The following is a 25,555-nucleotide window of genomic DNA, read 5'->3' on the forward strand; positions in this document are numbered from 1 at the left end:
GAGAATACTATGGCGATCGATAAGAATAACCCTTTAGAACAACAGAACAATCCAGATCGAAATGGTTCAGGCGGCTCAAATAGTGATGCAAATAGCACAAACACGCGCCGCCGCAAAAAACCACGCCGTGATGGCAAGGGAAGCAATACAAAGACCAATAACCCTACCACAGCGGCATCGAGTAAAAGTAAAACTCGTCGCAGTGGTAAAAAAGGCACTGATAAAGACAGCCAAGCATTGGCTAACACTCAGGCCACGGTTTCTAACTTAGAAACCAATGATGCTGAAGATGATGCGGCCGCACAAGCTGAAGGCGGTATCAAAGCCATTGGCAACCAACGCATTATTCCTTTTATGAAGATAGAAAAACCTATGGCGCTTCTGTCTTTATTGATGGTCATTGGTAGTATTATTGCTATCGCCGTAAATGGGTTGAACTTAGGGCTTGATTTCACTGGTGGTGTCTCTGCAGATGTGCGTTATGAGCAATCTGTTGAGCAGGTTGACGTGGTTAATGCCCTAGCTGACAATGGTTTTGATGATGCCGTCGTACAGTATCTAGGGACATCTCAAGAGCTACTAATACGCTTACCGCCTCAGTCAGACAGTGTGGATGGACTCAACGATAGCCTTGATAACGCATTAGCACTGCCTAATAACAATGCTGAAATTAGCAATATTAATATTATTGGTAGCCAAGTGGGTAACGAAGTCTATTTAAACTCCGTTATGTCATTAGCATTAGCATTGGCCTGTATGCTTGGCTATGTTGCCCTACGTTTCCAATTCAAACTATCACTTGGTGCAGTGCTATCGCTATTTCATGATGCGATTGTCACCATCGGTGTATTTGCTTTGTTTGGCTTTCCATTCGACTTAACTGTTTTAGCTGCTATTTTGGCATTGATTGGTTACTCATTGAACGACACGATTGTGGTCTATGATCGTATCCGCGAAAACTTCCGCCGTGTTCGTGGCATTACGCCAGAACAGACGATCGATTTGTCATTGACCGAAACCTTGCGCCGTACGATTATGACCATCTCAACGGTCTTGTTAGTCGTATTAGCCATGCTGTTCTTAGGCGGTGATGGTCTATACTGGTTCTCAGTTGCACTCTTCATTGGTCTACTTGCTGGTACTTACTCATCCACTTATATCGCAAGTTCAATTCCTTTGCGTATGGGTCTATCGCGTGATGACTTTATCGTAAAAGTAAAACCAGAGTTTGAAGAAGAAATCGTCACTTTTGATGATCCAAAAATGTTTGAATAAGACAGGATTTCATATCATTCAATCATACGAGTAGCTGACTAAAGTGTTAGAACAAATGTAAAATTCGTTATAAATAATAGTAATAACGTTTGAATAGAAGCACCTGACTCATCAATAGTGAGTCTAGGTGCTTTTATCTTTGTAGTGGTATTTGCTCTAAAAAACACATTACCTTATCCTCAATATTTTGTACTTTTAGTATAAACGAGCCAAAAATGACGATGACGCCATCTAACCCTTTGTCCTCCATAGATACCCGCTATAGGCATATTATTGCTATTGCACTGCCTGTATTACTGGCCAATCTGGCCATGCCATTACAGAGCGTTATTGATACCGCGATCGTCGGCAATATGAATGATACGGCAAAGCTTGCTGGTATGGGTTTGGCGATACAATTACTGTCTTTATTGCTTGTCAGTTTTAACTTTTTACAGTACGCCTCATCTGGACTATCAGCACAAGCCTTAGGGCAGATGGCAAGTCTTCCTGATAATTCTAATAGGAATATAACAGCGAATTTAAGCCCATCCCCCCTACTGTCGATCTTACAACGTGCTTTATTGCTGGCATTTATTATCGGGGTTGTTTTACTGTTGGCAAAACCTTGGTTGATTGATTTTGGCTTACAGGCTTTGTCAGCCAACCCAGACAGCGGCAGTGCTGCACACTCTTATTTGGATGTAAGGTTTTGGGGCGTTATCGCTGAGTTGATGAACTTTGCTTTTATAGGGTGGTTTGCTGGTCAAGGTAAAACACGCTATATGCTCTACCAACAAGGATTTATCGCCGTACTTAATATTGTTCTGACGTTGTTTTTTGTTTTTACGATGCAGATGGGTTTGGCGGGTGTGGCTTTGGGCACCACTATTGCTTTTTGGTGTGGTGTAATATTGGCACTAGCGTTAAGTCGTCAGCATTTGCGAATATCTTGGCAGGCTATGTTTGTTACAGACTATCGGTATTTCACAAAAGATAAAATGCTTAGGCTATTTTCATTAAATAAAGATATTTTTATTCGCACCTTAATCCTAACTTTGAGCCTTGCTTGGATTACTCGATTATCTGCACAAAGTGGTGATGTCATACTAGCCGCCAATGCTATTTTACTTCAAGTATTGAGTATTTCAGCCTTTGCTCTCGATGGTGTGGCTGTCTCTGCCGAGACACTAAGTGGCCAAGCAGCTGGTCGACGTGATTGGACGGGTTTTCGTACTATCGTCAAGCGCACAGGTATTGTTAGCTATGGTCTTGCCCTTACGTTGAGCGCGATATGGTGGCTAGTCATGCCCTTTTACTTGCAGTTTATGACCAATATTGATTCTGTCTTTACATTGGCTTATGAGTATCATATTTATGCTGTATTGCTACCTCTCGTCGGCGTTGGCGCTTATTGGTTAGATGGTATATTTTTTGGTTTAACAGCAGGCAATGTCATTCGTAATGCCGCATTGATACTAGCAACTATTTTCTTCCCACTGAGTGAGCTGCTTTATCAACAGTGGGATATTACAGGTATTTGGCTAAGCATTTGGGCTCTATTACTCCTCAGACTGGCCATTTTAGGGATTTTTTTATACCGTGCTCATCAAAGTGGCAGCTATGAAAAACTACAACCAGAGAGTTAAGCTTGTCTTTCACTGAAGACTACCTCTTATAAATAGCTGTCTCTTATAAAGACAAATTAGATTACCTACCTTTTCTATAAATTACTTTTAGGATCTGATGTGACAACTCATTCAGACGAATTGCTTAACACATATAAAACCAACTATGACTGGGTTGAAGGGTTTAAAAAAAGCTTGCCTGTCGCAATGGGTTACTTACCTGCGGGTATTGCTTTTGGAGTACTGGCTCAAGTGGCTGGCATTCCTATATGGGCAACGATTATGCTCAGTATCGTATTATATGCTGGTGCAGCTCAATATGCATGTTTGCCTATGCTAAGTGCTGGATTACCAATTGGCAATATCGCAACCAATATCGCCGCGATCAATTTACGCCACGTATTTTATGGTATGCCATTATTACAATACCTGCCCAAAAACAAACTGGCCAAAACCTATTGCTTATTTGCACTAACTGATGAGACGTTTTCAGTGATGACGAGCTTACCTAAAGCCGTACGTCCGTCTTTAATACTGCCAATCAGTCTCTTTAACCAAAGCTGGTGGGTTTTAGCAGGTGCTATCGGTGTTATGATTGGTAGCACTCTCAGCGACTTGGTACCTCACTTGGATTTTGCTTTGGTTTGTTTGTTTGCTATTTTGGCCTATGAACAATTTCAAAGCATCAAACGCTACTTCCCAATAGGTATTGCCGTAATATCATTAGTAGTAGCGTCTTTGTTTACCAGTAATTGGTTGTTATTGGTCGCCATCAGTATTTGTATGATGCTGATTTTAGTGCGTGGATTTTGGGTACAGCGAGACATAAAAGAAAAAAGCAATATGGAAGGAGATATTGATGAGCAGTAGCTATCTTATTATTGCAACGTTTGCTATGGCTGCTGTTACTTTCATGACTCGCGCTCTTCCCACATTGATACCAAAAAAAATATTAGACACACCTTGGCTACACCGATTGAATGAAAGTTTGCCGTTATCAGTCATGGTGTTACTCATTTTAACCAGCTTATCTTATAACGATCTATCTGCAACTACAGGATTAGACAGTGCAAAGCTACATTTACTAATGGCTCAAGTTGGTGCGCTAATATTGGTATTATTTGTTTATCATATTAGCCGTCAATTATTAGTCAGTATGATTGTCGGTATCGCAGCCATTAATGGATTTCTGTGGTTATTTACTATCTTATGGGGCTAAATTATATCAAACCTAAAAGGTATGATTGGCTGTGTCAAAATCACAAGCCTACCATGTGTAACGCTTACGCAGATAGAGACTACGCAAAATGTAGCCAGTATCGCTATATTTAACGATAAAAAAGGCCAGATTCTAGTAAGAATCTGGCCTTTTATTTTCTGAGAATGCTTTCTAACTTCCATTTTTTAGAACAATTATTACTTACTGCTCTTCGACACCCATCATATCGACTGGAGTATCAGCAACTATTTGAACTCTTCTTTTACCTGTCTTGGCTGTATCGTTTCGTTGCTCTTGTAGGTGGTCAAGATAGGCTTCATTGATCTGGCCGGTGATATAACAACCATTAAATACAGCACAGTCAAAACCTTCAACTCTACTATGCTTGGTGTCTTTTACCGCATCAATCAAATCATCTAAATCTTGGAAAATCAGTCTATCAGCACCAATTATTTCACGCACCTCTTCCACAGTATGGCCTGATGCAATCAGCTCACTGCGGACTGGCATATCAATACCATAAACGTTTGGATACTTAACTGGCGGCGCAGCACTAGCAAAAAATACTTTATTAGCACCAGCATCTCGAGCCATCTGGATAATTTCATGACAGGTCGTACCACGAACAATAGAGTCATCAACCAACAGTACGTTTTTACCTCTAAATTCTAACGGTACCGCACTGAGTTTTTGGCGGACAGACTTTTTGCGTTGCTGCTGACCTGGCATGATAAACGTACGACCGATATAGCGGTTTTTCATAAACCCTTCACGGTATTTAACATTCATCTTGAGTGCTAATTCCATCGCTGATGTACGTGAGGTATCTGGGATAGGAATTACCACATCAATATCGTGATTGTCACCCCACTCTGTCATGATTTTATCTGCTAGCTTTTCACCCATACGCAAGCGAGCTTTATAAACTGAAATATTATCCATGATTGAATCTGGACGAGCAAAATAGACATATTCAAAAATACAAGGAGTGTACTCTTTTGGCGCTACACACTGATGAGTATGTAGTTTATGATCCAAATCAATAAAGATAGCTTCGCCAGGTTTGACATCACGAATGATGCTGAACCCAGAACCTGTCAATGCCACTGACTCTGAAGCAACCATATATTCGGTGCCACCATTTGGTGCCATACGTTTACCAAAAATGAGCGGGCGGATACCGTTTGGATCACGAAAAGCAAGTAAACCATGACCAGTAATGAGTGCAACAACACCATAAGCACCTTCAACGCGACCATAAACTGCGGTTACAGCTTCAAAGATATCGGCAGGCGTTGCTTTGGTTTTGCCTAGATTTTGCATTTCATGAGCAAGGACATTTAGCAATACTTCAGAATCTGAGTCAGTATTCAGATGACGGCGATCTTCGATGTATAAAGATTTGGCCAAGCTTTCAGCATTGGTCAAGTTACCATTATGTGCAAGCGTAATACCATAAGGTGAGTTAACATAAAATGGCTGAGCTTCAGCACTGCTAGAAGTACCCGCCGTTGGATAACGCACGTGACCAATACCGAACTTACCGACCAGTTTTATCATATGGTGATTCAAGAAAACGTCACGAACCATACCATTTTCTTTACGTAGATAGAGTCGTCCATCCTGCAAAGTTACGATACCTGCCGCATCTTGTCCACGATGCTGCAACATCGTTAAGCCATCATAAAGAATCTGATTGACTGGCTCATGAGCTGCAACCCCAACGACTCCACACATAGTTATATCCTATTTTTACCCATACATTAGTATTAGTACTACATAGTGGCAAGGTTTTTAGCAACACACTGTCAAAAATGTGCGCTATCACTTGCCGCCGACCTGATAAAATTTACTAAATATTTAACAACTACTTATCTTTTTGGCTGTCAAAAAACAAGTATCCATAAATCATAGTGAATGATTTATGGAGCTTAACTGCGACCAAAAATTATTTTTTCAAGAACTATCTTATGACTGATTAACTTGATCCCAAGCCATACCAAGCACATCTGAAACCAATGCCTTACCCATCGGTGCGTAAGGCATTAGTTCGGGCGCCAATATTGAGGTTTGCCATTGCGGCATCTGTACCAATAACGGTGCACTCACACTCAAAACAACTAAGACCATCAATACGTTTTTGGCGGCACCAAGAACACCACCTGCCATCTTATCAATGATTTCTAGACGTAACGTTTTGAGTACGCCCGAAAATACAAACGCGACTAAGTGCATGATTGCTAATATAACAATCACTACCAATACAAACGCCATGGCCATTTGTAAAACGGGGCTTTGTACAATACCAGATAGCTGAGGTGAAAACACGCCTGCCAAACGTGTCGCAGCGATAAGCGCAACCAACCAACCAACTAAACCTATCGCCGTCTTAATCAATCCCGCCTGAAAGCCGCGCCATAAGCCAACTAAGACAACAATAGCAATCACAATATCTAGACCACTCATGTTTTGTGCCTCATACCCTATTTATTTTTATCAAGTGTTTACTTAAATCGTATGACAAGGTAATTTTTTGGTTATTCAAATAATTTTGGTTATTCAAACGATAATGCCTTAGCGAGTCGCTTAGCTCTCCATAGCATCGTAATAGCCGCCGATTGCCTGAATACAAGACTGTACCAAGCCAGGTCCTCGATAAATTAGACCTGTATAAAGCTGTACCAAGTCTGCACCTGCTTCAATTTTCTTAACCGCTTTGACACCACTATCAATACCACCAACACCTATCAACGCAACTTTACCATCTAACTGATCAGAAAACTGTTGTAAAATCTGCGTACTAATATGGCTCACAGGACGACCAGATAGGCCACCCGCTTGATCTCCATCGCGTAAATCCTCTACACCAACGCGACCCAAAGTCGTATTTGTCGCAATCAAACCATCAATCTCAAAATCTATCAGCTGCTGTGAGATATAGTCTACTTGTAACGGCTCTAAATCAGGAGCAACTTTCAGTACCAATGGTACATAAAAACCATACTCAGTCGCCAATTGGCTATGACGATTTTTGATGGTATCTAAAAGCTGAGTCAATGCTTCGCCACTCTGTAAGTCACGTAAATTTTTAGTATTTGGCGAAGAGATGTTAACAGTAATATAGGAGGCATGCGGATAGGCACGCTCTAAGCAATAAACGTAGTCATCAGCTGCCTGCTCTACTGGCGTATCAGCATTCTTACCAATATTAATACCGATATTACCTTTATACTTGCAACGTTTAACATTTTCGATCAGGTAATCGACACCTTGATTATTAAAACCCATACGGTTAATAATGGCATCTGCCTGTTTTATTCTAAACAATCTTGGCTTATCGTTACCTATCTGAGGCCTTGGGGTAACCGTACCCACTTCTATAAAACCAAAACCCAGCTCAGCCAACGCATCAATATAGTCGCCATTTTTGTCCAGTCCCGCAGCTAAACCAACTGGGTTGGCAAACTGCAACCCCATGCAGTCTGTTGGCTGCATCGACTGGCCATACACCAAACCTAAAACACGTGCTGTATGAGCTTTATCCAGTAAAGACAAGGTCATCTCGTGGGCGTGTTCGGGATCCATCTTAAACAAAAAAGGACGAAGTAAGGCATAAGACATAGTAATGACAGACCCTGCTAAAAAGAAATAGTGAGTGGAAAGTGCGAATAAAATCGAGCGCTGCGATTATATCAGCTTAACAGAAATAAGAGCAAAGTTTCATGCGGAAAATTTCATGAAACGGTAGCATCTATAGATGAATGGCAAAACAAGGGTTATTAAGGCACAGGACGACTATCAGTCAATGCTATCCAGCCACGAACAATACGATATAGATGCCAAATAAAAGTAAATGTCATAATCAGCAAACCAAATCCAGCCAATAGCAATGAACCAATAGCGGTATGGCTACTATCAGCTAAAATACTGACACCAAAGCCACCCAAGGCAAATGTTATGATGACTATACCGATTACAAACCAAACGACACTGTACCAAAAAGTCTTAATCTGCCAATCAAAATGCGTCGCCAACCAAGTGCCATCAGCGTCATGACGCTTGGCATAGTTCATCACAATTGGCAAAACCCAAAGCAGCCCTGCTGTAAAATAGCTGACCACATATAAAAAATAAGTAATGTGGTTATAAGTGGTGAGAGAACTGCGCTTATCAGCGCTCATATTATCATTCACATTGTTACTCGTCATATTATGATGTCTTTGCGGTAGAGGTTCATAATTATCATTATCAGCAGTATTCGTCTGTGTACGAAGCCGCTCATCCCTGTTGTGATTAGGAAAGTCATTCATTGTAAAACCCTATATGTGGCAGTGGCTAATAATTACTTAATTGTGCCAAACCGACCGTTTTTCAATAAGGTTATCTCCAGCAGGTACAGCAAACAAGCGATAGAATATACTTAAATCCAATACAATATATATTTTAAAGTATGAGCGATAGTCCTAAGCAACGATTAGGGTCTGTTGAACATTCAAATGTGGTACTGGCAGTGACTATTTTTTAGACAATATGCAGTGAAATTTTTGAGACCTAGTCATTCTAGGTTAAACAATTTCGCCATATATTGGCAAAAAATAGCACTGCCCTGAAAGGCTGAGGCTAAAATCACCCCAAACGTTGTTGCAATCCTAGCCAAGGTCTCGACATTATCGTCGACTTGCGCCTAGTTTGGTGCAATTTTAGCGATCAGCAGTCCTAATATTTGAATGTTCAACAGACCCTAATAAGGTTGATCTGGTACAAAACGGTCAACCTCCTTTGCCATACCAGCCATCACAAAATCCATCTCAAATACCCTTGCTTCTGCTAAAGAAAACGACTCGGGATAATCACCCGTTAGCAAGCCAGCAATATAAGCAACGATAGACATGTGACACACAACAACCAAACATTCAGCATCAATATTGCCAATATCTATCAGTGCCTGTCGCGCATCATCAGCAGGCGTGATATTGTCCTGCACAACCGACGACACGGTTTGCGCGCGTAACTGAAACTCCGCTAATGTTTGTTGTGCTCTGTCATAAGGACTGACAACGAAATAATCAGGGCTGTAATAAGTCGTCACATACTCTGCCGTCTGTGCCACTTGCTGTCGACCAAAATCAGTCAACTGGCGAGCACTATCAGGACGTGACTCATCTTCTGCTTGACCATGACGTACTAATATAATTTTCATACGCTTCCTTACTGCACTATCATTATGATGTTATGCTCAGAATAACCCACCTAAAAACAGTGCCTTAATTTAATATACAGTGCTTTACTGACCATCAGTATTACCACTTATATCTTCATCGCTCGACGTCTTCATTTGTTCAGTCAATGCTGCATTGCTATGATCATGCGCCATCACAAACTCAACGTCACTTCGGAACCCTGCTTCCATGAGATGTAACGCTACACCTAATGCTGCTTTGTCTTCGTAGATGACGGCGTAAAGCGCATGAGTAATAGGCATATAAATACCTTGCTTAGTGGCTTTCTCATGCACTTGCTGAATGGTATTAACCCCTTCGGCTGTCTGGCCCAGTTTTTTGACTGCTGCATCAATACTCATACCCCGACCGAGCATATTGCCCACGCGGTAGTTGCGACTCAGCTCTGAGCTACAAGTGGCATACAGATCGCCGACGCCTGACAATCCTAAAAACGTGAGTGGATTGGCACCTGCTTCCACACCAAAACGACTCATTTCTGCCAAACCACGGGTCAATATCATGGCCTTGGTGTTTTCGCCGACATCGTACGCCGCTGCCATACCCATCGCAATTGCATAGATGTTTTTGAGTGCACCGCCTAGCTCTACGCCTTTGACATCATCACTGGCAAACACTCGAAAGAACGCACTGTGTAGTGCAGCCTGAACAGCATGGCGCAAAGGCTCAGATTCACTAGCGATAACTGTCGCCGACGGCATGTTTTTCATGATTTCTATCGCTAGGTTCGGCCCTGACATGACACCGAAATTCACTTCTGGCAATACATCTTTAATAATGTCACTCATCATTGCAAAGGTGTCTTTTTCCATCCCTTTGGTTAATGACACAATCGACTGTCCACTGATAAATGGCGCGATATTTTTTAAGGTCTCTCGGAATGCCAAACCTGGCACTGCAATAAAGATAATGTCTTTGTCTTTGACCGATGCTGCCAAATCATGACTATACTTTAAGCGATCATCCAGCTTATAACCTGGCAAGTATTTTTTATTGGTCTGAGTTTTTGCCATTGCTTTTACGGTGCGCTTATTACGCACCCATAGCGTGGTATCACAACCGTTTCGTGCGGCTAAGTTTGCCATTGCCGTACCAAAACTACCACCGCCCAAAAATGCCAAACGCAGCTTGGTAGGATTGCTATGAATCTCTGCCATATTTTTTGCGACTGCTGCCTCTACTGCACTAGGATTTAGCTTCTTACGGCCAATACCTGATTTGGCCGCACGCTCGATAATACCTGCCAACAGACTGTTTTGCTTTTCAGGCGTATGGTTATCGGTGGCGCTGTTATCGTTAGTGGTTTTTTTATTGCTATCATTAGAACTGGTCATATTCTTGTATCCGTGTTGACTGGCCGATCATTAATAGAACTTGTCATGGCTTGGGTATTTTTAGCTGCTGAGACTGACTGTCTATTTAAATGATAACGTTATTAAACAAAAAGTACTCAAAGGCATTATGACTCAAACCTTACTAATGGCTCAATATCAGTTGCTTTACGTGTGGCTTCATCTGCAGGACTGGTACCAGTATAAACAAAGGCCGTTACATAATCATTTGAGCCAACATCAAAATAGGCTTTCACCGCTGGTTCGTTACACAATAGACCAGTACGCCATACGGTACTATATCCTTGCGCTTTAAGAGCCAAAATAAGATTTTGTACAGCAGCACCAGTACTGAGTATTTGCTCAAAAGGCGGAACTTTTTGGTGCGCTTGCATTTTAGTGACTACTGTAATAATCATTGGCGCACGCAACGGTATATTAACAGTTTTTTCAATGTCTTTTTCAGACAACACCTCTCCTTCTTGTATCGCTTTTTCTTGGGCCGCTCGAGCCAATACACGACCCAATTCATGACGCGCATCACCTTGTGTCACAACAAAACGCCAGGGCTGTAGCTTCTTATGATCTGGTGCTGTGGTCGCACATTCAATCGCTGTTTTAACTTGTGCATAAGTGGGTGCTGGTGCATCCAGATTACCCATACTGCGTCTTGAGTTGATCCAGCCAATCATTTCTTCACTAGTAATCGGCATACTGTCAGTGGTCACGTCTTTGATAGACAGTTTTTTATCATTGTTGTCTGATGTAGTCATTGCTACTCCTTATTTGTTATTATTTTTTATTCAAAAACTGCTATTTTTATGTTGGATCAACTTCGACACGATGCTCCATTCGCAAATAATCTTCTGACTGCATTTCAAGCAAGCGCGAACGTGTACGCTCAATCTCAAATGCCAGCTTCTGTCCTTGATACAACTCCAAAATGGATTGCTCTGCGCGTACCAAGAGTTTTACGCGGCGATCATAAAATTCATCGACTAGATAAATAAAGCGACGCGTTGGATCACGGTAAGTATCATCCTCTAATGCAGGCACAGCATTAACCAATACGGTGCTGAACTGTTTAGCGATTTCGATAAAGTCAGATGCTGAACGTGGCTCCATGCACAAGTGACGGAAATCACAAAATAGAATATCTTCGGTACGAGCATTGATTTTTATTTCTCGTCCATTAATAGTAATTGGCTCATTACTGATTTTTTGGTTATTAGACAAACTGGCAAAACGGTTAGCTAACCAATGGTGATTGGCTTTGGTCATCGGCGATTTGTATAGCTCCGCCTGCTGTAATACACGCAAACGATAATCAATACCAGAGTCGATGTTCATCACCACCGTATGGCTTTCAACTTCAGCAATCGCTGGTAAAAAACGGTCGCGGTGTATGCCATCTTTATACAGTCCTGCCGGCTCGATATTCGAGGTCGCGACTAGCGTAATACCACGGTTGAAAAGCATGGTGAACAAATCACCCAAAATCATGGCGTCAGAAACGTTAGACACAAAAAATTCATCAAAACAAATGATGGTCGCCTCTTCATAGATAATATCTGCCACTTTTTCTAAAGGGTCGCTCTCACCTTTTAGCTTGTGTAGCTCTTGATGTACGCGCTGCATAAAATGGTGGAAATGCAGGCGCATCTTGCGATCAAGAGTCAATGAATCATAAAACATGTCCATCATCCATGTTTTACCTCGACCTACCCCGCCCCACATATACAAGCCTTTTGGTGCTGTAGGCTTGGACTTTAAAAAGCTAAAAAACCCTTTCTTTGGTGGCGCAGTATTGACGAGCTGATGATACATCTCATCCAGATAACTCATGGCCTGAAATTGTTGCTCATCTCGAGTAAAATCATCGGTACTGACGGCTTGCTCGTAACGTTGTAATGGAGATAAACTCATAATACGACTCATCATTAGGCTAGAGCGTATCATCAATTAGCACATGAATACATTTAGTGGTCTTAAAATGGCTAAATTTTGCTAAACATCGTTAGAAATTTTGTCAATATGTTCATATTAACGGCAATTTCTGCCTTGTTTATCTACAATTTTTCTCATTTTAAGCCTCACGATCTAATTGATGACACACCCTAAATAAATATTAAAATAATAGATAAATTTTACAGGACTACATTCAAGTAAAATCCTTACATGCTGTAAAGTAAAATTCTTAAATGCTATGCTTTTCTAACAAACCTTTCAATTCTGACAAACGTCCATGAAAAAAGTGACCAGCGCCATCTACAACGCTAACAGCTATACCCAATCGTTCAGCGAATGCCTGCATATTGTCAGGGTCGATGACTTCATCTGCATTGCCATAAATCTCAAAAGTTTTGTCAGTTGGTAAACTCAGGTCACTGCTGTCATTTTTTTCGATCGATGGCGCGATAAGTGCGATTCTCGATACTTCAAAATCGCTTAGTCCCCATACATGAGAGGCTTCGATCACTTGCTCAGCCACACGTGCTGTCACATAACCGCCAAAAGAAAAACCACCAAGCCATAATTTTCGGGCGTTGGTCTGTTCCGCGATCCATTGTAGCACGGTCATTGCATCAACTATCTCGCCTTCAGCATAATCATGCTCACCCGTTGACTGTCCTACACCGCGAAAGTTGAAACGTACCACATGCATACCATTGTCACGGGCAAAACGGTACATGGTCGTGACTACTTTATTATTCATCGTTCCGTCAAATAGCGGATTGGGATGGCAAAGCAGAGCCACTGTATCAGTATTCGGATCGTTAGGGTTGCCTTGTTGCCATAGTGCATCAACTTCGAGCACGCCAGCAGGAGCGGGAATCAATTGCATAACATTACTTAATAATTGAGAATGAATAGATCAATTATCCTAGATATGGTTTTTATTTCAAGTGATTTGCTGTGTACAAACATAGATTTTTTGAAATTCTAGCGATTGATAAATGAATGCCATCCTATAAGTATCAGTAATCTCAGTAGGTTTTGATATCTGTCGTATCAAAAGATAAGGGGTGTATGTAATATCACTGTAATATAGCAAACAAGAACTGCCTAGACAGACAAACGATGAATAGGTTAAATTTATGACAGTTGTTGAGTAGCATACTAGTTATTGAGTAGTACATTAGCTTGATGTGATGCTCATACAATGTCTACTTAAAATTGATACTTATGTTCGACTGACAGGGATTGAAAACCACTTATGAATACTTTCAATAAAACGGCAACCTTAACTGCAACGATGGCCGCTGTCATCGCCTTGAGCGCTTGTCAAAGCACCACACCTTCTGCACCTGTCATACAGCGTGCTGATTCTATTTATGAAACCACGGGTATTGCCGATACTAAAGTGAATGCACAGCAGATTGCGCTAGACAATGCGCAAAAAACTTGCCGAAGCAAGCAAGTGATTATCGTTGATGATACGGTAACATATAATGGTATCTTAAATGAACGTACAGGTCGCATGGTTGGACAAGTTGGTGCGGTCGTTGGTTCAGTACTTGGCACTGGCACACCAGATTTATCACGTGATGATGATTATGAATACATGATTAACTTCCGTTGCCAATAAAACTAGGACACGCCCTAGCATCGATCAAAAAATAATGACCAGTTAGCATTTAACCAGCAGTTCTGCGATAAAGTTGATATATTATTCTTATCGCAGAACTGCTGGCTTCTCTTTTTGTATGTGCGCTTTTGGGGTAAACTACGATATCGAATTTTTTATACCTATCATCAAATAGTCAAAGAAATTTAGTAGTTCTCTGACTATATAATTAAACTGTATTCGGTTTAATACTGTATTCGAAGCAATATAGGCAGTCAGTCTTGCAGCTTTCATCACCTTTGGTCCTCTAATTATGCGTAAACCTAATCTCTCACATTCTAAACAATCTAAGGTAATAACGCCTGCTAAAGATTTGGCAACTTTAGAAGCCGAACTGGCTGAACAAGAAAATGACCTTGAAGGTAATTTGGAAGATACCGTCTTGCGTCTGAGCGATTATTTATCAGCGGTTGATATGGTAATCAAACAAACCTTTAATCACCGAGTATGGGTAAAAGCAGAAATTCGTAACCTGTCTAGCAAAGGCGGACATTATTATTTTGAACTCGCAGAAAAAGATGAAGACGGCAAAGTAATCGCCAGCTGCCGTGGCAACCTTTGGCGCTTTAAAGCGGCGCGTGTATTGGCGAAATTTGAGCGCGCAACAGGCATGCCGCTTGACCGTGATTTGACAGTATTACTAAAAGTATCGGCAGGTTTTCATGCGCAATATGGTTTTTCGCTCACCATTGAGGACATTGACCCTAGCTACACGTTAGGCGACTTGGCACGGCAATATGCGGAAATGGTCGATCGCTTAACAGGTGAAGGGTTATTGCACCTCAATCAGCAACTTCCCGTCCCATTCGATATCGAGCACGTGCTTGTAATTGCGCCTGAAAAGGCTGCCGGATTGGGAGATTTTCAAGCAGATGCAGATCGTCTAGCCAGTACAGATGCCTGTCATTTCCATTACCATAACGCTACTTTTCAAGGCAATCATGCGCCTGCCGAAATTCGCCAAGCCATCGTCAATGCTCAGCAGCAGTTTTACGACACGTATCAGCGCCTGCCAGATTTATTAGTGATTATTCGTGGTGGCGGTGCCGTTGGTGACTTGGCTTATCTAAACGACTATGAGCTGGCTGCTTTAGTGGCTGAGCAGCCTATTCCTGTTTGGGTAGGCATTGGGCATGAACGTGACAAAACTATCTTAGATGAGGTCGCGCACACAAGCTTTGACACACCCTCTAAAGTCATCGCTGCGATTGGCAGTCATTTGGCGCAACTGGTCTCTCAGACGCTACAGTATCAAGCGCAAATCAAGCAAGCAGCACAGCGGCAATTAAACATCGCTGAGCAACAAACCGCACGCCAGTTAAGCCAAGTACAGTCACAAACGATTGGACAGCTCACGTCACTGCGAAAAGACAGCGATTATGCATGGCGCAATATTCAGCAAAGCGCCCAACGCCAAGTAAAGCAAGCCGTCAGATTGACAAATGATCTGCGAGAAAAAATCAAAGACGCGGCGCATCAGCAACTAGTAATCGCATCGACTTATAGTCAAGACTATCAAAAAGCCATTATAAAAAGTGCTCAGCAGACCTTAATACAAGCACAACGCAACAGTGAGCATCTACGTGACATTGTGCTGTTACATCGACCATCTCGCGTGCTGAAACAAGGCTATACCATGCTGACTGATAATAAAGACAAACAAATACTAACCAGTAGTAACCAGCTGTACCCTGAACAAACTGTGCATATTGTCCTAAAAGATGGCAAAGCAAAAGCGCAGATTATTGATATCCATACAGATCAAAAAGCGACTGAAATATCAAACACCACCACTTAACCACACAATAACACCTTACGATTATCCATCTATAGTCAAAGTATGTTTAAATCGCTACAGTGCTGCTGGGATAAATTTTTCGCAGCCTCTGTGAATATAGCAAGCAAGTAAAATTTGTACCAATAGCACCATAATACAATCGTATCGGTTTTATGTTTCTTTAACTATACTTACTTCTAAAAATTAGGAAACCTCATGGCAACCCCTACTCGCCGACGCAAAAAAGCCACCCCAAAAACCTTTAAGGCGGCTTATGACATTCTAAAAACCAATGCCGCTGAATTACAGCAACAAGACGAGCCCGATATCGACAACCTGATGACCACGGTTGAAGAGTCGATTGCGGCGTATCGCGTCTGCGAGACACGCATCAATGCCGTACAACAAGCATTAGATGCCGCCTTTGCTGAAGACGTTAAATCTGATGAAGTAGACAGCTAAGCAATACTTACTCCGGTTCGTCAACTTCAAAGACTTGGCGTAGATAGGCAAGATACGTGTCGTTATTGATCATGGTCTTGCCTGGGCTGTCAGACAATTTGGCGACTGGCTGACCGTTACACTCAACCAATTTCAGCACAATATTAATCGGTGTAATACCCATATCATTGGTAAGATTGGTACCAATACCAAAACTGGTTCTAATGCGATGCTTAAAGTATTGATGCAGCTCCCAAGCTTTGTCAAGATTCAAACCATCACTAAAAGTAAGTATCTTAGCCTTGGGGTCTATCTTCAACTTATCATAATGAGCAATCGCTTTATCACCCCAGATATAAGGATCGCCACTATCATGACGCAGACCATCAAACAGCTTAGCAAAATACAAATCAAAATCACGTAAGAAGGCATCCATGCCAACGACATCGGTCAGCGCAATGCCCAAATCACCACGATACTCATGCACCCACGCTTCAAGCGCGGCTTTTTGTGAATCACGCAAACGCACGTCCAATGCTTGAAATGCCTGCATAAACTCGTGTGCCATGGTACCAATTGGCGTCATACCTAACGTTTTAGCCAAATATACGTTGGATGTACCACTGATAATTTTTGGTTGCGCGTGATGTAACGTCTGTACCACATGCGCTTGCCAACTTTTACTAAATCGTCTACGAGTACCAAAATCTGCGACAATGAACGGCGGCGTATCTTCACTTTCTTTTGTCTGTTCTAGGGCATATTGGTGTAATAACTCGACTTTTTCATCCAGCCTACGCTGCCCTTCTTCGATGATAGTGGTATCTGATAACGCATCAAAATACAGCTCATTGACAATAGCTAAGACAAATACTTCAAAAAACATCGCCTGAATCATCGGCCCTTCAATATCGATAAACAAGCGTCCTTCATCATCGGTACTGACAGTGATAAAGCGACGTTTTAGCTTAAACAGCTCCAGATAATCGACGAAATCAGAACGCATAAAGCGTAAGCTGCGTAAGTACTCTAACTCATCTTCTAAAAAACGCAGCTCGCACAGACTGTCTAACTGTTTTTCTAATTGCTCTTTGATATCAGCCAGTGGGTAGACAGTATCTTCATTATTACGACAGCGAAAACGATAGACACCATGCGTTTGTGGAAACTGATGCAGCATGGCTTGTAACATCGTAAATTTATATAAGTCATTATCAAGTAATGAAGTAATAATAGGTGCATAGGTAACGGTCATGCTATGGCCTTAAAAAACGCAAAAATAAGAAATAAACGTCACCTAATCAGCAAAGCGACATCATATGCGGACAGTAAATTAGAGACTCTCATTCATGATTTAGAGGTTCTCATTTACGAGGAGTCTTCAATAAGCCGTTAAGTATAACGAAGTTTACGGTTTATTTCAGAGTTCACGATTAATGGCAGCATAATTACTACGATTAAGGCGTGTTGAACATTCAAATATTAGGGCTGCTGATCGCTAAAATTGCACTAAACTAGGCGTAAGCCGCCGATAATGTCGAGACCTTAGCTAGGTTTGCAACAACGTTTGGGGTGATTTTAGCATCAGCCCTTCGGGGCAGTACTCTTTTTTGCCAATATATAGCGAAATTGTTTAACCTAGAATGACTAGGCATCAAAAATTTCACTACATATTGTCTAAAAAATAGTCACTGCCAGCACCACATTTGAATGTTCAACACGCCCTACTCATATCTTCTATAAAAATATCACGCCCATCTATCAGTAACTATTCAACACGCTTTATGCGTTCGCGTGCATGAACTGTGCAACATAATCATCCGCTGGGTTGTTGCGTAAATCACTGGGTGTGCCTGTTTGCACTAAACGTCCACCATTCAATATGCTGATACGCTGTCCCACCTTGACCGCTTCATCTATGTCATGAGTGATAAAGACAATGGTCTTATGCAGCCGCTCTTGTAATTCAAGCAGCTGGTCTTGCAATTGAGCACGGATGAGTGGATCAAGCGCAGAGAACGCCTCATCCATCAGTAAGATTGGATTGTCAGTTGCCAGAGCACGTGCTAGACCCACACGCTGCTGCATCCCTCCTGACAACTCATCCGGATAGCTATGCTCTAGATTAGGAAGTCCTACTTCATTTAGCCAATATCGTGCAACTTCGTGGCGCTCTTTGGTGCTCATTTTTCGCACACGTAAACCATACGCGACGTTTTGCATGACTGTCATGTGTGGCACTAGGCCAAAGTGCTGAAAGACCATACTAACGGTTTGCTGACGATAATGTTGTAGCTCCTTATCATTCAGCGCTAATACATTGATAGCAGCCGATGACTTTGGAGTAGCTGCGATCACATCATCTGTGATAGTAGTCTGCGCATCAATACTCGTATCAACCCATATCTTGCCACTGGTTGGGTCAATCAAGCGATTGATATGTCGTATCAATGTTGACTTACCAGATCCTGACAGCCCCATAATACAATGCAGCTCGCCCGCTTTAACGCTTAAATTAATATCATACAGCCCAACCGAATAGCCCGTCTGCTCCTTAACCGCAACACTGTCCATACCTTTAGCCAATAATGCCATCACAGACTTTGCTTGCGTTGTATTAGCATTATAGATTTTGCTGATATTTTCTAGCTGGATGTGATTCATTGCCGTTCTCGCTATTTGTATTTTTTATTAAGGCGTGTCTTCATTGTTAGTCCATTCAAATATTCATATTCAAATGTCAGCTTACTTTCTTTTTCAGCTTAGTTTTTTATAGTCGACCAAGTCATTAACCAATCGAGCGTCTGCTCGCGTCAATCGTTTTTTGACGGGCGCGCTTGCCTTGACCAAATGCCTGAGTAATACGGTCAATAATAATAGCAACAATGACAATAGCCATACCTGCTTGTAGGCCTTGACCAATATTAAGGGTTTGAATAGATTGCAACACATCTTCGCCAAGACCCGGCGCGCCGATCATAGAAGCGAGCACCACCATGGATAGCGACATCATGACTGCTTGGTTGACACCCGCCATGATACTAGGCAGTGCTTGTGGTAACTTAATCCAAATGAGTAGCTGCAAGTGCGTGCTACCAAATGAGCGTCCCGCCTCGACCATCTCATGCTTGACCTGCGTAATGCCTAATGTCGTCAGACGAATCAATGGCGGCAATGCATAAATAATGGTGGCAAACAATGCAGGCACTTTACCAATGCCAAATAGCATGAGCACTGGTATGAGGTAGACAAAGCTTGGCATGGTCTGCATCACATCTAGTATCGGTGTAACCACCTTACGCAGCAGCTGACTGCCTGCCATCGCAATACCAATAGGAATTCCAATCACTACTGTGACCAATACTGATACGATGAGCAAGGCAAAAGTATCAATCAACGCGCCCCATAGTCCAAAAGCACCAATGAGAAACAACCCTGCGCCACATGCCAGCGCAAACCAAACCTTACGCACACCAAACCAGCCCAACACCGTAACAAGTGCAATAATCAGCCATGGTGGAATGACCGTTAATAGACGCTCAATCGGTAGCAATAAATAGGTTAATGCCATCGTACTGATGCTGCGAAAGACGTCACCGTAATTTTGAACCACACTTGCTAGTGTATTATTGAGCGGCGTCTCCAGTGACCATGAGGGGAAACTTGATGCGAGACCATGTTGATTACCATTGGTGATGTTATTAGTAACAGCCGTACTGTCGATAGGAGCACCTGTTAAGCTGATACCTAACTTGGCCGCAAGATTGGTGGCAGCTTTATCAGATAGCCACGCTTGCCAAACCTTTGGGTTCTCACGCAAAAATACCAATGCTTGCTCATCTCCGCTACGTTTACTTTCGCTCATCTCTAAGATAGCGCCATTGAGCTCATCAGAGGTAAACTGTATTTTTTTGAAGACATCTGCCAGTTCAGGATTAGACTCAATAAAAGGTGTAGATACCGCGATACCTAAAGGAGAAACAGGGAACCCAGTGACACAATCCATCGTACCATCTGCTCGTAACAAGTCTTGCCAACAGGCGTCATTATGAGCAGGAAACGCCAATGGCGCAAAGTCGTATTTTGCCATCAGCCCCGTAGGCTGCCAATAGTAGAATAACAGTGGTTTATGCTGCTCAAAAGCAGAAGAAATCTCAGCATCAAGCGCGGCTCCTGTTCCGGGGTGGGCGTTGTTAAAGGTATTGTCTAAACCCGTGTTCTTAAGTAAACGGGTATTGAAGATTTCGCACGTCCAACCAGAAGGACAATTCATAAAACGCGACTTACTAGGGTTTTCAGGATCTGTAAACAGCTCAGTGTATTTAGGCAAATCTTGATAGCTGCGTAGGCCTGGGTTTTCTTCTAATACGTAGCTAGGGACATACCAACCTTGGGTTGCGCCGCCCTTGAGCGTATCGCCGATGACCGCCACCTTATTTTGTTCGATGGCTTGTTCCATGATTGGAGATCGTCCAACCCACTGCTCTCCAATGACTTGAATGTCATTCTGTGACAGCGCCGTTTCAAGCGCGGGGCCTGCTCCTGGCACTTCTTCGATGGTACAACCATAACCCTCTTCAGCAATATACTTGAGCACTCCAGAGGTGAACTGACCGCTCTCCCATGTAATCGCGCCAAATTTTATCGGTGACTCGCAAGCTGCTGACGCCGATATAGGCAGTAATAGTGCACTCATACAGAGTAGGCTTAACGCAATCCATTGGCGCATGGGGTGTCCTATTAATAATTGATACGGTGTTATATCTATAGAGCTTAACGAACGCTACTTTAAAATGCTACTTTAAAAACACTGCCATAGCCTTCTTAAACAATCCACCATAAGGCGGCAACAACAGATTCAGACCATTCAACTTAGATTGTACAAACACCGGCTTCATGTGGCTTAAACGCTCAAATCCTGCTTTGCCATGGTAAGCACCTGTACCAGAATCGCCAACACCACCAAACGGTAAATCATGCTGAGCCACGTGTATCAAAACCTCATTAATACACAGACCACCTGAAACCGTATTATTACGTACTTTTTCTATGCCTCTATGGTTATCACCAAAGACATACAGCGCCAAAGGACGTGGACGCGCGTTAACAAAATGAATCGCCTCGTCAAGCGTCTCATAATGCATCAATGGCAAAATCGGTGCAAAAATTTCATTTTGCATGACTGCACTATCAGGAGCAGGTTCACTCACAATGATTGGCGGCATTAAACGCGTTTCGATATTGGCTTCAACAGCAGTCAGCTGACGTATCTCATCACCTGATAATGCATCTAGGTAGTCTTTAACGCGTTTAAACTGCTGGACATTAATCATACGTGAATAATCTGGGTTGTTTTCGATATTAGGATAATGCTTTTCCATCCACTCTTTTGCCAGACTGATAAACTGCTCATGATACTTGCGCTGAATCAGTACATAATCAGGGGCAATACAAGTTTGACCAGCGTTTAAGGTCTTACCCATCATCACACGATTCACCACTGTCTCTAAATTGGCACCGTCTAATACCATTACTGGTGACTTACCACCAAGCTCAAGCGTGACTGGTGTCAAGTTAGGCGCAGCGGCTGCCATGACTTTTTTGCCGACTGTTGTAGAACCAGTATATAGCAGGTGATCAAAGGGTAGCGAGCTGAATGCCGCGGCAATATCAACTTTGCCGAGTACCACACAAACCATATCTGGCGAAAAATAGCGAGCGATTGCATCAGCAAACGCTTGAGCAAATTGCGGTGCTGCCTCACTCATCTTAATCATCACCCGATTACCTGCCGTTAATGCATCAATCAACGGCCCTACTGCCAAAAATAGCGGGTAATTCCAAGGCACCATGATACCGACCACGCCTAATGGCTGCGGCTGGATCTCATTATGTGCAGGCATATACAAGGCTGAGATAGGCGCACGCTGCGTTTTCATCCATTTTTTGCCATGTTTTTTGGCATGGCTAATACCCGTAAAGCTCGGGAACAACTCGGCAAACTGCGTCTCAGATTCGCTACGATAGCCGAAGTCTGCGTTAATCGCTTCCGTAAAACCAATTTGGTTATCGCTAAGCATGACCTCTAAGTTGTCTAACTGAGTCTCGCGTGTTGCCCAATCATTTATTGGCTGCGTCCGGCTAAGTGCTTGCAAGTGTGCAAACTGCGATTGCATCTCATCGATAGTGTGAGCAGTACTGAGCACTTCAGACGCGTCTTGTGTTACTGGACTGATATCTACTGAGGTCGGCTCGCTAGCCTTTTTATTATTACCTGTCATTGTTCTTCCTTGTTATATGTATTGGCATCATTCTAGGGCATGTCCTCAATTCAATCGATAGTTATCTAAATGGGTTAAAAATGGCTAAATCTTGCCAAACGGCGTCAAATAGCTGACTAATATCTCGATATTATCTGCGCTATTTTCCTTGTTTGACTGCAATTTATCTCATTTTTATCACCATTTTTAAAATGAGGACACGCCCTAATTCACTATCTTTTAATGTAGCGTAGTGAACAGCGAATGAACAGCAGATTCCAGTAACTCCTACGTTCGTAAAAAAGTAATATGACACATCCTAGCTTATGTCTCTCCTTTACTCGTCACAGTTATTTATAAACTCTACACAGGTACAATTTATAGATTTTCAAGTTAGAGAATCCCAATTTATAGAAACCTAAATTATAAAGCCTCAACTTATAGAGAGGCAGCTTGCACAGACATTACTTACACAAGCATCGTTTACACAGACACAAAATATAACTTTGGGTGCCAATCTCAAAAACTGCTACACTTAATGCCAGAAATTAACACCTGCAAAACCTTAATAATGTATATCTAAAGATCAGACAACAATAAGACTGCCACTCTCATGGAAAACACCACACAACCGCTCAACGAAACGCTTGTCACTAAATACCTATCAACAGCCGACTATAACCCGACTCATGATGCGATGTTACAACGCACGCTTGAGCGCATTGCGTTAAAAAAAGAACAAGACTTACGGACGCCTGACGAGCTATGGATTGTCGATCATAATGATGTTTATACTCTTGGGCAGGCAGGTAAAGAAGAGCACATACTGCAACGTACTGACACCCCTATCATCAAGACAGATCGTGGCGGTCAAGTCACTTGGCACGGTCATGGACAATTGGTTGTTTATTGGTTGTTTGATTTGCACAGCTTGGGCTGGAGTGTGCGCCATTTAGTGTCTCATGCCGAACAAGCCATCGAAGATGTGATCAATGAGTGCTTACAAGAGTCTGATGCCTCGAAGAGTGAAAATATCAGCGCTCATGCACGCCGTGACGCCCCTGGGGTTTATTTATATGCGGATACTTCTGCACCAGATAGTAATACCGATACGCAAACCAACGATACACCTGTTGATGATAAAATCATGCTCGGGAAAATAGCATCACTCGGTTTTAAGATTAAGCACGGTTTTAGTTATCATGGTATCGCGTTAAACGTCAATTGCGACTTGGCGGCGTTTAATGCGATTAACCCTTGCGGTTATGCTGGCATGCAAATGCTGCGCTTATCAGATTTCGTCAATATGACTGAAAACGCTGCACCATCACTTAGCTACGAACAGGTCACACAAAAATTGATTGATAATATTGCTAAGCGTCATGCCGGTATTATTGAGTTACGAGCGATCGCACCAAAATAAATGCTTTGAGTCCATTTTTGCATAATCTTTTTTTGCATAATATCTTGCCCGCTTAGACTTAAGCATTTTGAGAAAATTTGTAGCAAACTTGCTATAATCGCTGTCGGTACAATTGGCGCAGCGATTATATGATAATAGCGCAGTCAAACCCTTATATATTATTCAAAGATTCAAAACAAAAGAAAACTGGAGCAGTTTATGGCTGATTTTAATAAAATTCTAGACGCAGGCGACGTAGATAACGGCATCATCAACGTAGTAGTAGAAATTCCAGCTGGTAGCAGTCACAAAATCGAATGGAATCGCGAGCTAGCAGTATTTGAGCTTGATCGTATTGATCCACAGATTTTTGCCAAGCCTTGTAACTATGGCTTTATCCCACAAACACTTGACGAAGATGGCGATGAGCTAGATGTGTTATTGCTTACTGAGCAACCATTACCAACTGGCATTTTCTTAAAAGCCAAAGTAATCGGTGTGATGAAGTTCGTCGATGATGGTGAAGTAGATGACAAAATCGTCGTCGTACCTGCTGACGACCGTGACACAGGCAACGCTTACAACAGCCTAGCTGATTTACCAAAACAGCTAATCAACCAGTTAGAGTACCACTTCAGCCATTACAAAGACCTGAAAAAACCAGGTAGCACTGTGGTTGAATCTTGGGACGATGTTGCAGAAGCGAAAGAAGTGATTAAAAAGTCTATCCAACGCTGGAAAGATCTATAATTTATCAAAGATTGGCAGAAATGCTGATACAGATAGATACTAAAATACCGCAATCATCATTTTGATTGCGGTATTTTTTTGCTTGAATATTTAAATGTTCAACAGACCCTGTTTATAAAGCCGTTATAATAAACAAGACATCATCTTTAAATTTTTACGTTGCAATAAGGACAATCATGTTTAACCCCGACCCTAGCGCAAAGTCAGTCAACTCAAAACTGCCAAAAGCGGTCATTATGATGATCGAAAAAAACAATATAGTCATGGCCATCAAAACACTGGCTGAAGATGAAAACATCAGTATGGATGAAGCCAAGGTACGGATTGATGAGCTATGCTGAAAAAACCGTAGAGATAAACTTGGTAAACTAAGCGTATTAACAGGAGTTTACCATGACCAAGAAAGTAAGAACCTACAGTGACGAATTTAAAGCCGAGGCCGTCAAGAAGATATCAGACAATAATGGCAATATCTCAGCCACTGCAAAGCAGCTTGGCATTGCCATGCAAACGCTATCAAATTGGCATAACAAAGCCAATCAAGGCAAGCTTGTCGGCACAGAGCAATACGATCCTGATCTTATGAGTGCTCTTCAAGAAATAAAGCAGCTCAAGCGGCAGCTCA

Annotated in this window: 24 protein-coding genes; 11 read left to right on the forward strand and 13 right to left on the reverse strand. The window is 42.2% G+C overall.

The annotated features are described in order from the left end of the window. Window positions 1-9: 9 nt before the first annotated feature. The 4 genes from secF (at window position 10) to EI164_RS04095 (ending at window position 4,101) form a co-directional block, all read left to right on the forward strand. A complete protein-coding gene (gene secF, locus EI164_RS04080) occupies window positions 10-1,275 on the forward strand; it encodes a protein translocase subunit SecF (RefSeq protein WP_192518721.1) in 1,266 nt (421 codons plus the stop codon). Between the two features lie 215 nt (window positions 1,276-1,490). Further along, a complete protein-coding gene (locus EI164_RS04085; RefSeq protein ID WP_192518722.1) occupies window positions 1,491-2,903 on the forward strand; it encodes an MATE family efflux transporter in 1,413 nt (470 codons plus the stop codon). Between the two features lie 186 nt (window positions 2,904-3,089). Then, window positions 3,090-3,752 (forward strand): AzlC family ABC transporter permease, encoded by a 663-nt coding sequence (locus EI164_RS04090; RefSeq protein WP_192518745.1) that lies wholly within the window; start codon window positions 3,090-3,092, stop codon window positions 3,750-3,752. Next, entirely contained in the window at window positions 3,742-4,101 is a 360-nt protein-coding gene (locus EI164_RS04095; RefSeq protein ID WP_192518723.1) for an AzlD domain-containing protein, read from the forward strand. The genes EI164_RS04090 and EI164_RS04095 overlap by 11 nt, the downstream gene beginning before the upstream one ends. A gap of 201 nt (window positions 4,102-4,302) precedes the next feature. Here EI164_RS04095 and purF read toward each other — a convergent pair whose 3' ends face one another. From purF to EI164_RS04140, 9 genes are all read right to left on the reverse strand, one after another. Further along, window positions 4,303-5,838, reverse strand: coding sequence for an amidophosphoribosyltransferase (gene purF, locus EI164_RS04100; RefSeq protein ID WP_192518724.1), 1,536 nt, complete (start codon window positions 5,836-5,838; stop codon window positions 4,303-4,305). 231 nt (window positions 5,839-6,069) lie between these two features. Next, window positions 6,070-6,567 carry a CvpA family protein gene (locus EI164_RS04105; RefSeq protein ID WP_192518725.1) on the reverse strand — a complete coding sequence of 166 codons (498 nt, stop codon included), beginning with the start codon at window positions 6,565-6,567 and terminating at the stop codon, window positions 6,070-6,072. Window positions 6,568-6,687: 120 nt separating this feature from the next. Next, window positions 6,688-7,722: a quinone-dependent dihydroorotate dehydrogenase gene (locus EI164_RS04110; RefSeq protein ID WP_192518726.1), complete on the reverse strand. Its 1,035-nt coding sequence runs from the start codon at window positions 7,720-7,722 to the stop codon at window positions 6,688-6,690. 158 nt (window positions 7,723-7,880) lie between these two features. Further along, entirely contained in the window at window positions 7,881-8,309 is a 429-nt protein-coding gene (locus EI164_RS04115) for a DUF4870 family protein (protein ID WP_192518727.1), read from the reverse strand. A 533-nt stretch (window positions 8,310-8,842) separates the two neighbouring features. Then, complete coding sequence (locus tag EI164_RS04120; protein ID WP_192518728.1) at window positions 8,843-9,301, reverse strand: SixA phosphatase family protein; 459 nt, start codon at window positions 9,299-9,301, stop codon at window positions 8,843-8,845. Between the two features lie 84 nt (window positions 9,302-9,385). Then, entirely contained in the window at window positions 9,386-10,675 is a 1,290-nt protein-coding gene (locus EI164_RS04125; protein ID WP_192518729.1) for an NAD(P)H-dependent glycerol-3-phosphate dehydrogenase, read from the reverse strand. Window positions 10,676-10,800: 125 nt separating this feature from the next. Further along, window positions 10,801-11,385: a nitroreductase family protein gene (locus EI164_RS04130; protein ID WP_413038436.1), complete on the reverse strand. Its 585-nt coding sequence runs from the start codon at window positions 11,383-11,385 to the stop codon at window positions 10,801-10,803. 106 nt (window positions 11,386-11,491) lie between these two features. Further along, complete coding sequence (gene zapE / locus EI164_RS04135; protein ID WP_192518731.1) at window positions 11,492-12,598, reverse strand: cell division protein ZapE; 1,107 nt, start codon at window positions 12,596-12,598, stop codon at window positions 11,492-11,494. Between the two features lie 271 nt (window positions 12,599-12,869). Next, window positions 12,870-13,517: an alpha/beta hydrolase gene (locus EI164_RS04140; protein WP_192518732.1), complete on the reverse strand. Its 648-nt coding sequence runs from the start codon at window positions 13,515-13,517 to the stop codon at window positions 12,870-12,872. 372 nt (window positions 13,518-13,889) lie between these two features. Here EI164_RS04140 and EI164_RS04145 point away from each other — a divergent pair, with 372 nt between their 5' ends. The 3 genes from EI164_RS04145 to xseB all read left to right on the forward strand — a co-directional run bounded on the left by EI164_RS04145 (window position 13,890) and on the right by xseB (window position 16,539). Continuing rightward, window positions 13,890-14,261, forward strand: coding sequence for a hypothetical protein (locus EI164_RS04145; RefSeq protein WP_192518733.1), 372 nt, complete (start codon window positions 13,890-13,892; stop codon window positions 14,259-14,261). A 292-nt stretch (window positions 14,262-14,553) separates the two neighbouring features. Beyond that, entirely contained in the window at window positions 14,554-16,098 is a 1,545-nt protein-coding gene (gene xseA, locus EI164_RS04150) for an exodeoxyribonuclease VII large subunit (protein WP_192518734.1), read from the forward strand. Window positions 16,099-16,293: 195 nt separating this feature from the next. After that, window positions 16,294-16,539 carry an exodeoxyribonuclease VII small subunit gene (gene xseB / locus EI164_RS04155; RefSeq protein WP_192518735.1) on the forward strand — a complete coding sequence of 82 codons (246 nt, stop codon included), beginning with the start codon at window positions 16,294-16,296 and terminating at the stop codon, window positions 16,537-16,539. A 7-nt stretch (window positions 16,540-16,546) separates the two neighbouring features. Here the strand turns inward: xseB and pncB are convergent, their stop codons facing one another. The 4 genes from pncB to EI164_RS04175 all read right to left on the reverse strand — a co-directional run bounded on the left by pncB (window position 16,547) and on the right by EI164_RS04175 (window position 22,799). Beyond that, window positions 16,547-17,773, reverse strand: coding sequence for a nicotinate phosphoribosyltransferase (gene pncB / locus EI164_RS04160; protein ID WP_192518736.1), 1,227 nt, complete (start codon window positions 17,771-17,773; stop codon window positions 16,547-16,549). Window positions 17,774-18,300: 527 nt separating this feature from the next. Beyond that, window positions 18,301-19,182 (reverse strand): ATP-binding cassette domain-containing protein, encoded by an 882-nt coding sequence (locus EI164_RS04165; protein ID WP_192518737.1) that lies wholly within the window; start codon window positions 19,180-19,182, stop codon window positions 18,301-18,303. Window positions 19,183-19,306: 124 nt separating this feature from the next. Continuing rightward, window positions 19,307-21,247 (reverse strand): glycine betaine ABC transporter substrate-binding protein, encoded by a 1,941-nt coding sequence (locus EI164_RS04170; protein WP_192518738.1) that lies wholly within the window; start codon window positions 21,245-21,247, stop codon window positions 19,307-19,309. A 67-nt stretch (window positions 21,248-21,314) separates the two neighbouring features. Beyond that, complete coding sequence (locus tag EI164_RS04175) at window positions 21,315-22,799, reverse strand: coniferyl aldehyde dehydrogenase (RefSeq protein WP_192518739.1); 1,485 nt, start codon at window positions 22,797-22,799, stop codon at window positions 21,315-21,317. A gap of 592 nt (window positions 22,800-23,391) precedes the next feature. On the opposite strand from EI164_RS04175, the gene lipB reads away from it, so the two are divergent. The 4 genes from lipB to EI164_RS04195 form a co-directional block, all read left to right on the forward strand. After that, window positions 23,392-24,201: a lipoyl(octanoyl) transferase LipB gene (lipB, locus tag EI164_RS04180; protein WP_192518740.1), complete on the forward strand. Its 810-nt coding sequence runs from the start codon at window positions 23,392-23,394 to the stop codon at window positions 24,199-24,201. A gap of 198 nt (window positions 24,202-24,399) precedes the next feature. Then, window positions 24,400-24,930 (forward strand): inorganic diphosphatase, encoded by a 531-nt coding sequence (locus EI164_RS04185; RefSeq protein WP_192518741.1) that lies wholly within the window; start codon window positions 24,400-24,402, stop codon window positions 24,928-24,930. Between the two features lie 176 nt (window positions 24,931-25,106). Continuing rightward, a complete protein-coding gene (locus tag EI164_RS04190; protein ID WP_192518742.1) occupies window positions 25,107-25,271 on the forward strand; it encodes a hypothetical protein in 165 nt (54 codons plus the stop codon). Between the two features lie 52 nt (window positions 25,272-25,323). After that, on the forward strand, window positions 25,324-25,555 hold a 232-nt coding region (locus EI164_RS04195), incomplete at its 3' end, for a transposase (protein ID WP_192518743.1).

It is taken from the genome of Psychrobacter sp. FME13, from assembly GCF_014861395.1.
Taxonomy (GTDB): Bacteria; Pseudomonadota; Gammaproteobacteria; order Pseudomonadales; family Moraxellaceae; genus Psychrobacter.

Bases quoted from the DNA above. Each gene is read 5' to 3' on its own strand.
- secF (WP_192518721.1), top strand. From the start codon at position 10: ATGGCGATCGATAAGAATAACCCTTTAGAACAACAGAACAATCCAGAT.
- EI164_RS04085 (WP_192518722.1), top strand. From the start codon at position 1,491: ATGACGATGACGCCATCTAACCCTTTGTCCTCCATAGATACCCGCTAT.
- EI164_RS04090 (WP_192518745.1), top strand. From the start codon at position 3,090: ATGGGTTACTTACCTGCGGGTATTGCTTTTGGAGTACTGGCTCAAGTG.
- EI164_RS04095 (WP_192518723.1), top strand. From the start codon at position 3,742: ATGAGCAGTAGCTATCTTATTATTGCAACGTTTGCTATGGCTGCTGTT.
- purF (WP_192518724.1), bottom strand. From the start codon at position 5,838: ATGTGTGGAGTCGTTGGGGTTGCAGCTCATGAGCCAGTCAATCAGATT.
- EI164_RS04105 (WP_192518725.1), bottom strand. From the start codon at position 6,567: ATGAGTGGTCTAGATATTGTGATTGCTATTGTTGTCTTAGTTGGCTTA.
- EI164_RS04110 (WP_192518726.1), bottom strand. From the start codon at position 7,722: ATGTCTTATGCCTTACTTCGTCCTTTTTTGTTTAAGATGGATCCCGAA.
- EI164_RS04115 (WP_192518727.1), bottom strand. From the start codon at position 8,309: ATGACGAGTAACAATGTGAATGATAATATGAGCGCTGATAAGCGCAGT.
- EI164_RS04120 (WP_192518728.1), bottom strand. From the start codon at position 9,301: ATGAAAATTATATTAGTACGTCATGGTCAAGCAGAAGATGAGTCACGT.
- EI164_RS04125 (WP_192518729.1), bottom strand. From the start codon at position 10,675: ATGACCAGTTCTAATGATAGCAATAAAAAAACCACTAACGATAACAGC.
- EI164_RS04130 (WP_413038436.1), bottom strand. From the start codon at position 11,385: ATGCCGATTACTAGTGAAGAAATGATTGGCTGGATCAACTCAAGACGC.
- zapE (WP_192518731.1), bottom strand. From the start codon at position 12,598: ATGAGTTTATCTCCATTACAACGTTACGAGCAAGCCGTCAGTACCGAT.
- EI164_RS04140 (WP_192518732.1), bottom strand. From the start codon at position 13,517: ATGCAATTGATTCCCGCTCCTGCTGGCGTGCTCGAAGTTGATGCACTA.
- EI164_RS04145 (WP_192518733.1), top strand. From the start codon at position 13,890: ATGAATACTTTCAATAAAACGGCAACCTTAACTGCAACGATGGCCGCT.
- xseA (WP_192518734.1), top strand. From the start codon at position 14,554: ATGCGTAAACCTAATCTCTCACATTCTAAACAATCTAAGGTAATAACG.
- xseB (WP_192518735.1), top strand. From the start codon at position 16,294: ATGGCAACCCCTACTCGCCGACGCAAAAAAGCCACCCCAAAAACCTTT.
- pncB (WP_192518736.1), bottom strand. From the start codon at position 17,773: ATGACCGTTACCTATGCACCTATTATTACTTCATTACTTGATAATGAC.
- EI164_RS04165 (WP_192518737.1), bottom strand. From the start codon at position 19,182: ATGAATCACATCCAGCTAGAAAATATCAGCAAAATCTATAATGCTAAT.
- EI164_RS04170 (WP_192518738.1), bottom strand. From the start codon at position 21,247: ATGCGCCAATGGATTGCGTTAAGCCTACTCTGTATGAGTGCACTATTA.
- EI164_RS04175 (WP_192518739.1), bottom strand. From the start codon at position 22,799: ATGACAGGTAATAATAAAAAGGCTAGCGAGCCGACCTCAGTAGATATC.
- lipB (WP_192518740.1), top strand. From the start codon at position 23,392: ATGGAAAACACCACACAACCGCTCAACGAAACGCTTGTCACTAAATAC.
- EI164_RS04185 (WP_192518741.1), top strand. From the start codon at position 24,400: ATGGCTGATTTTAATAAAATTCTAGACGCAGGCGACGTAGATAACGGC.
- EI164_RS04190 (WP_192518742.1), top strand. From the start codon at position 25,107: ATGTTTAACCCCGACCCTAGCGCAAAGTCAGTCAACTCAAAACTGCCA.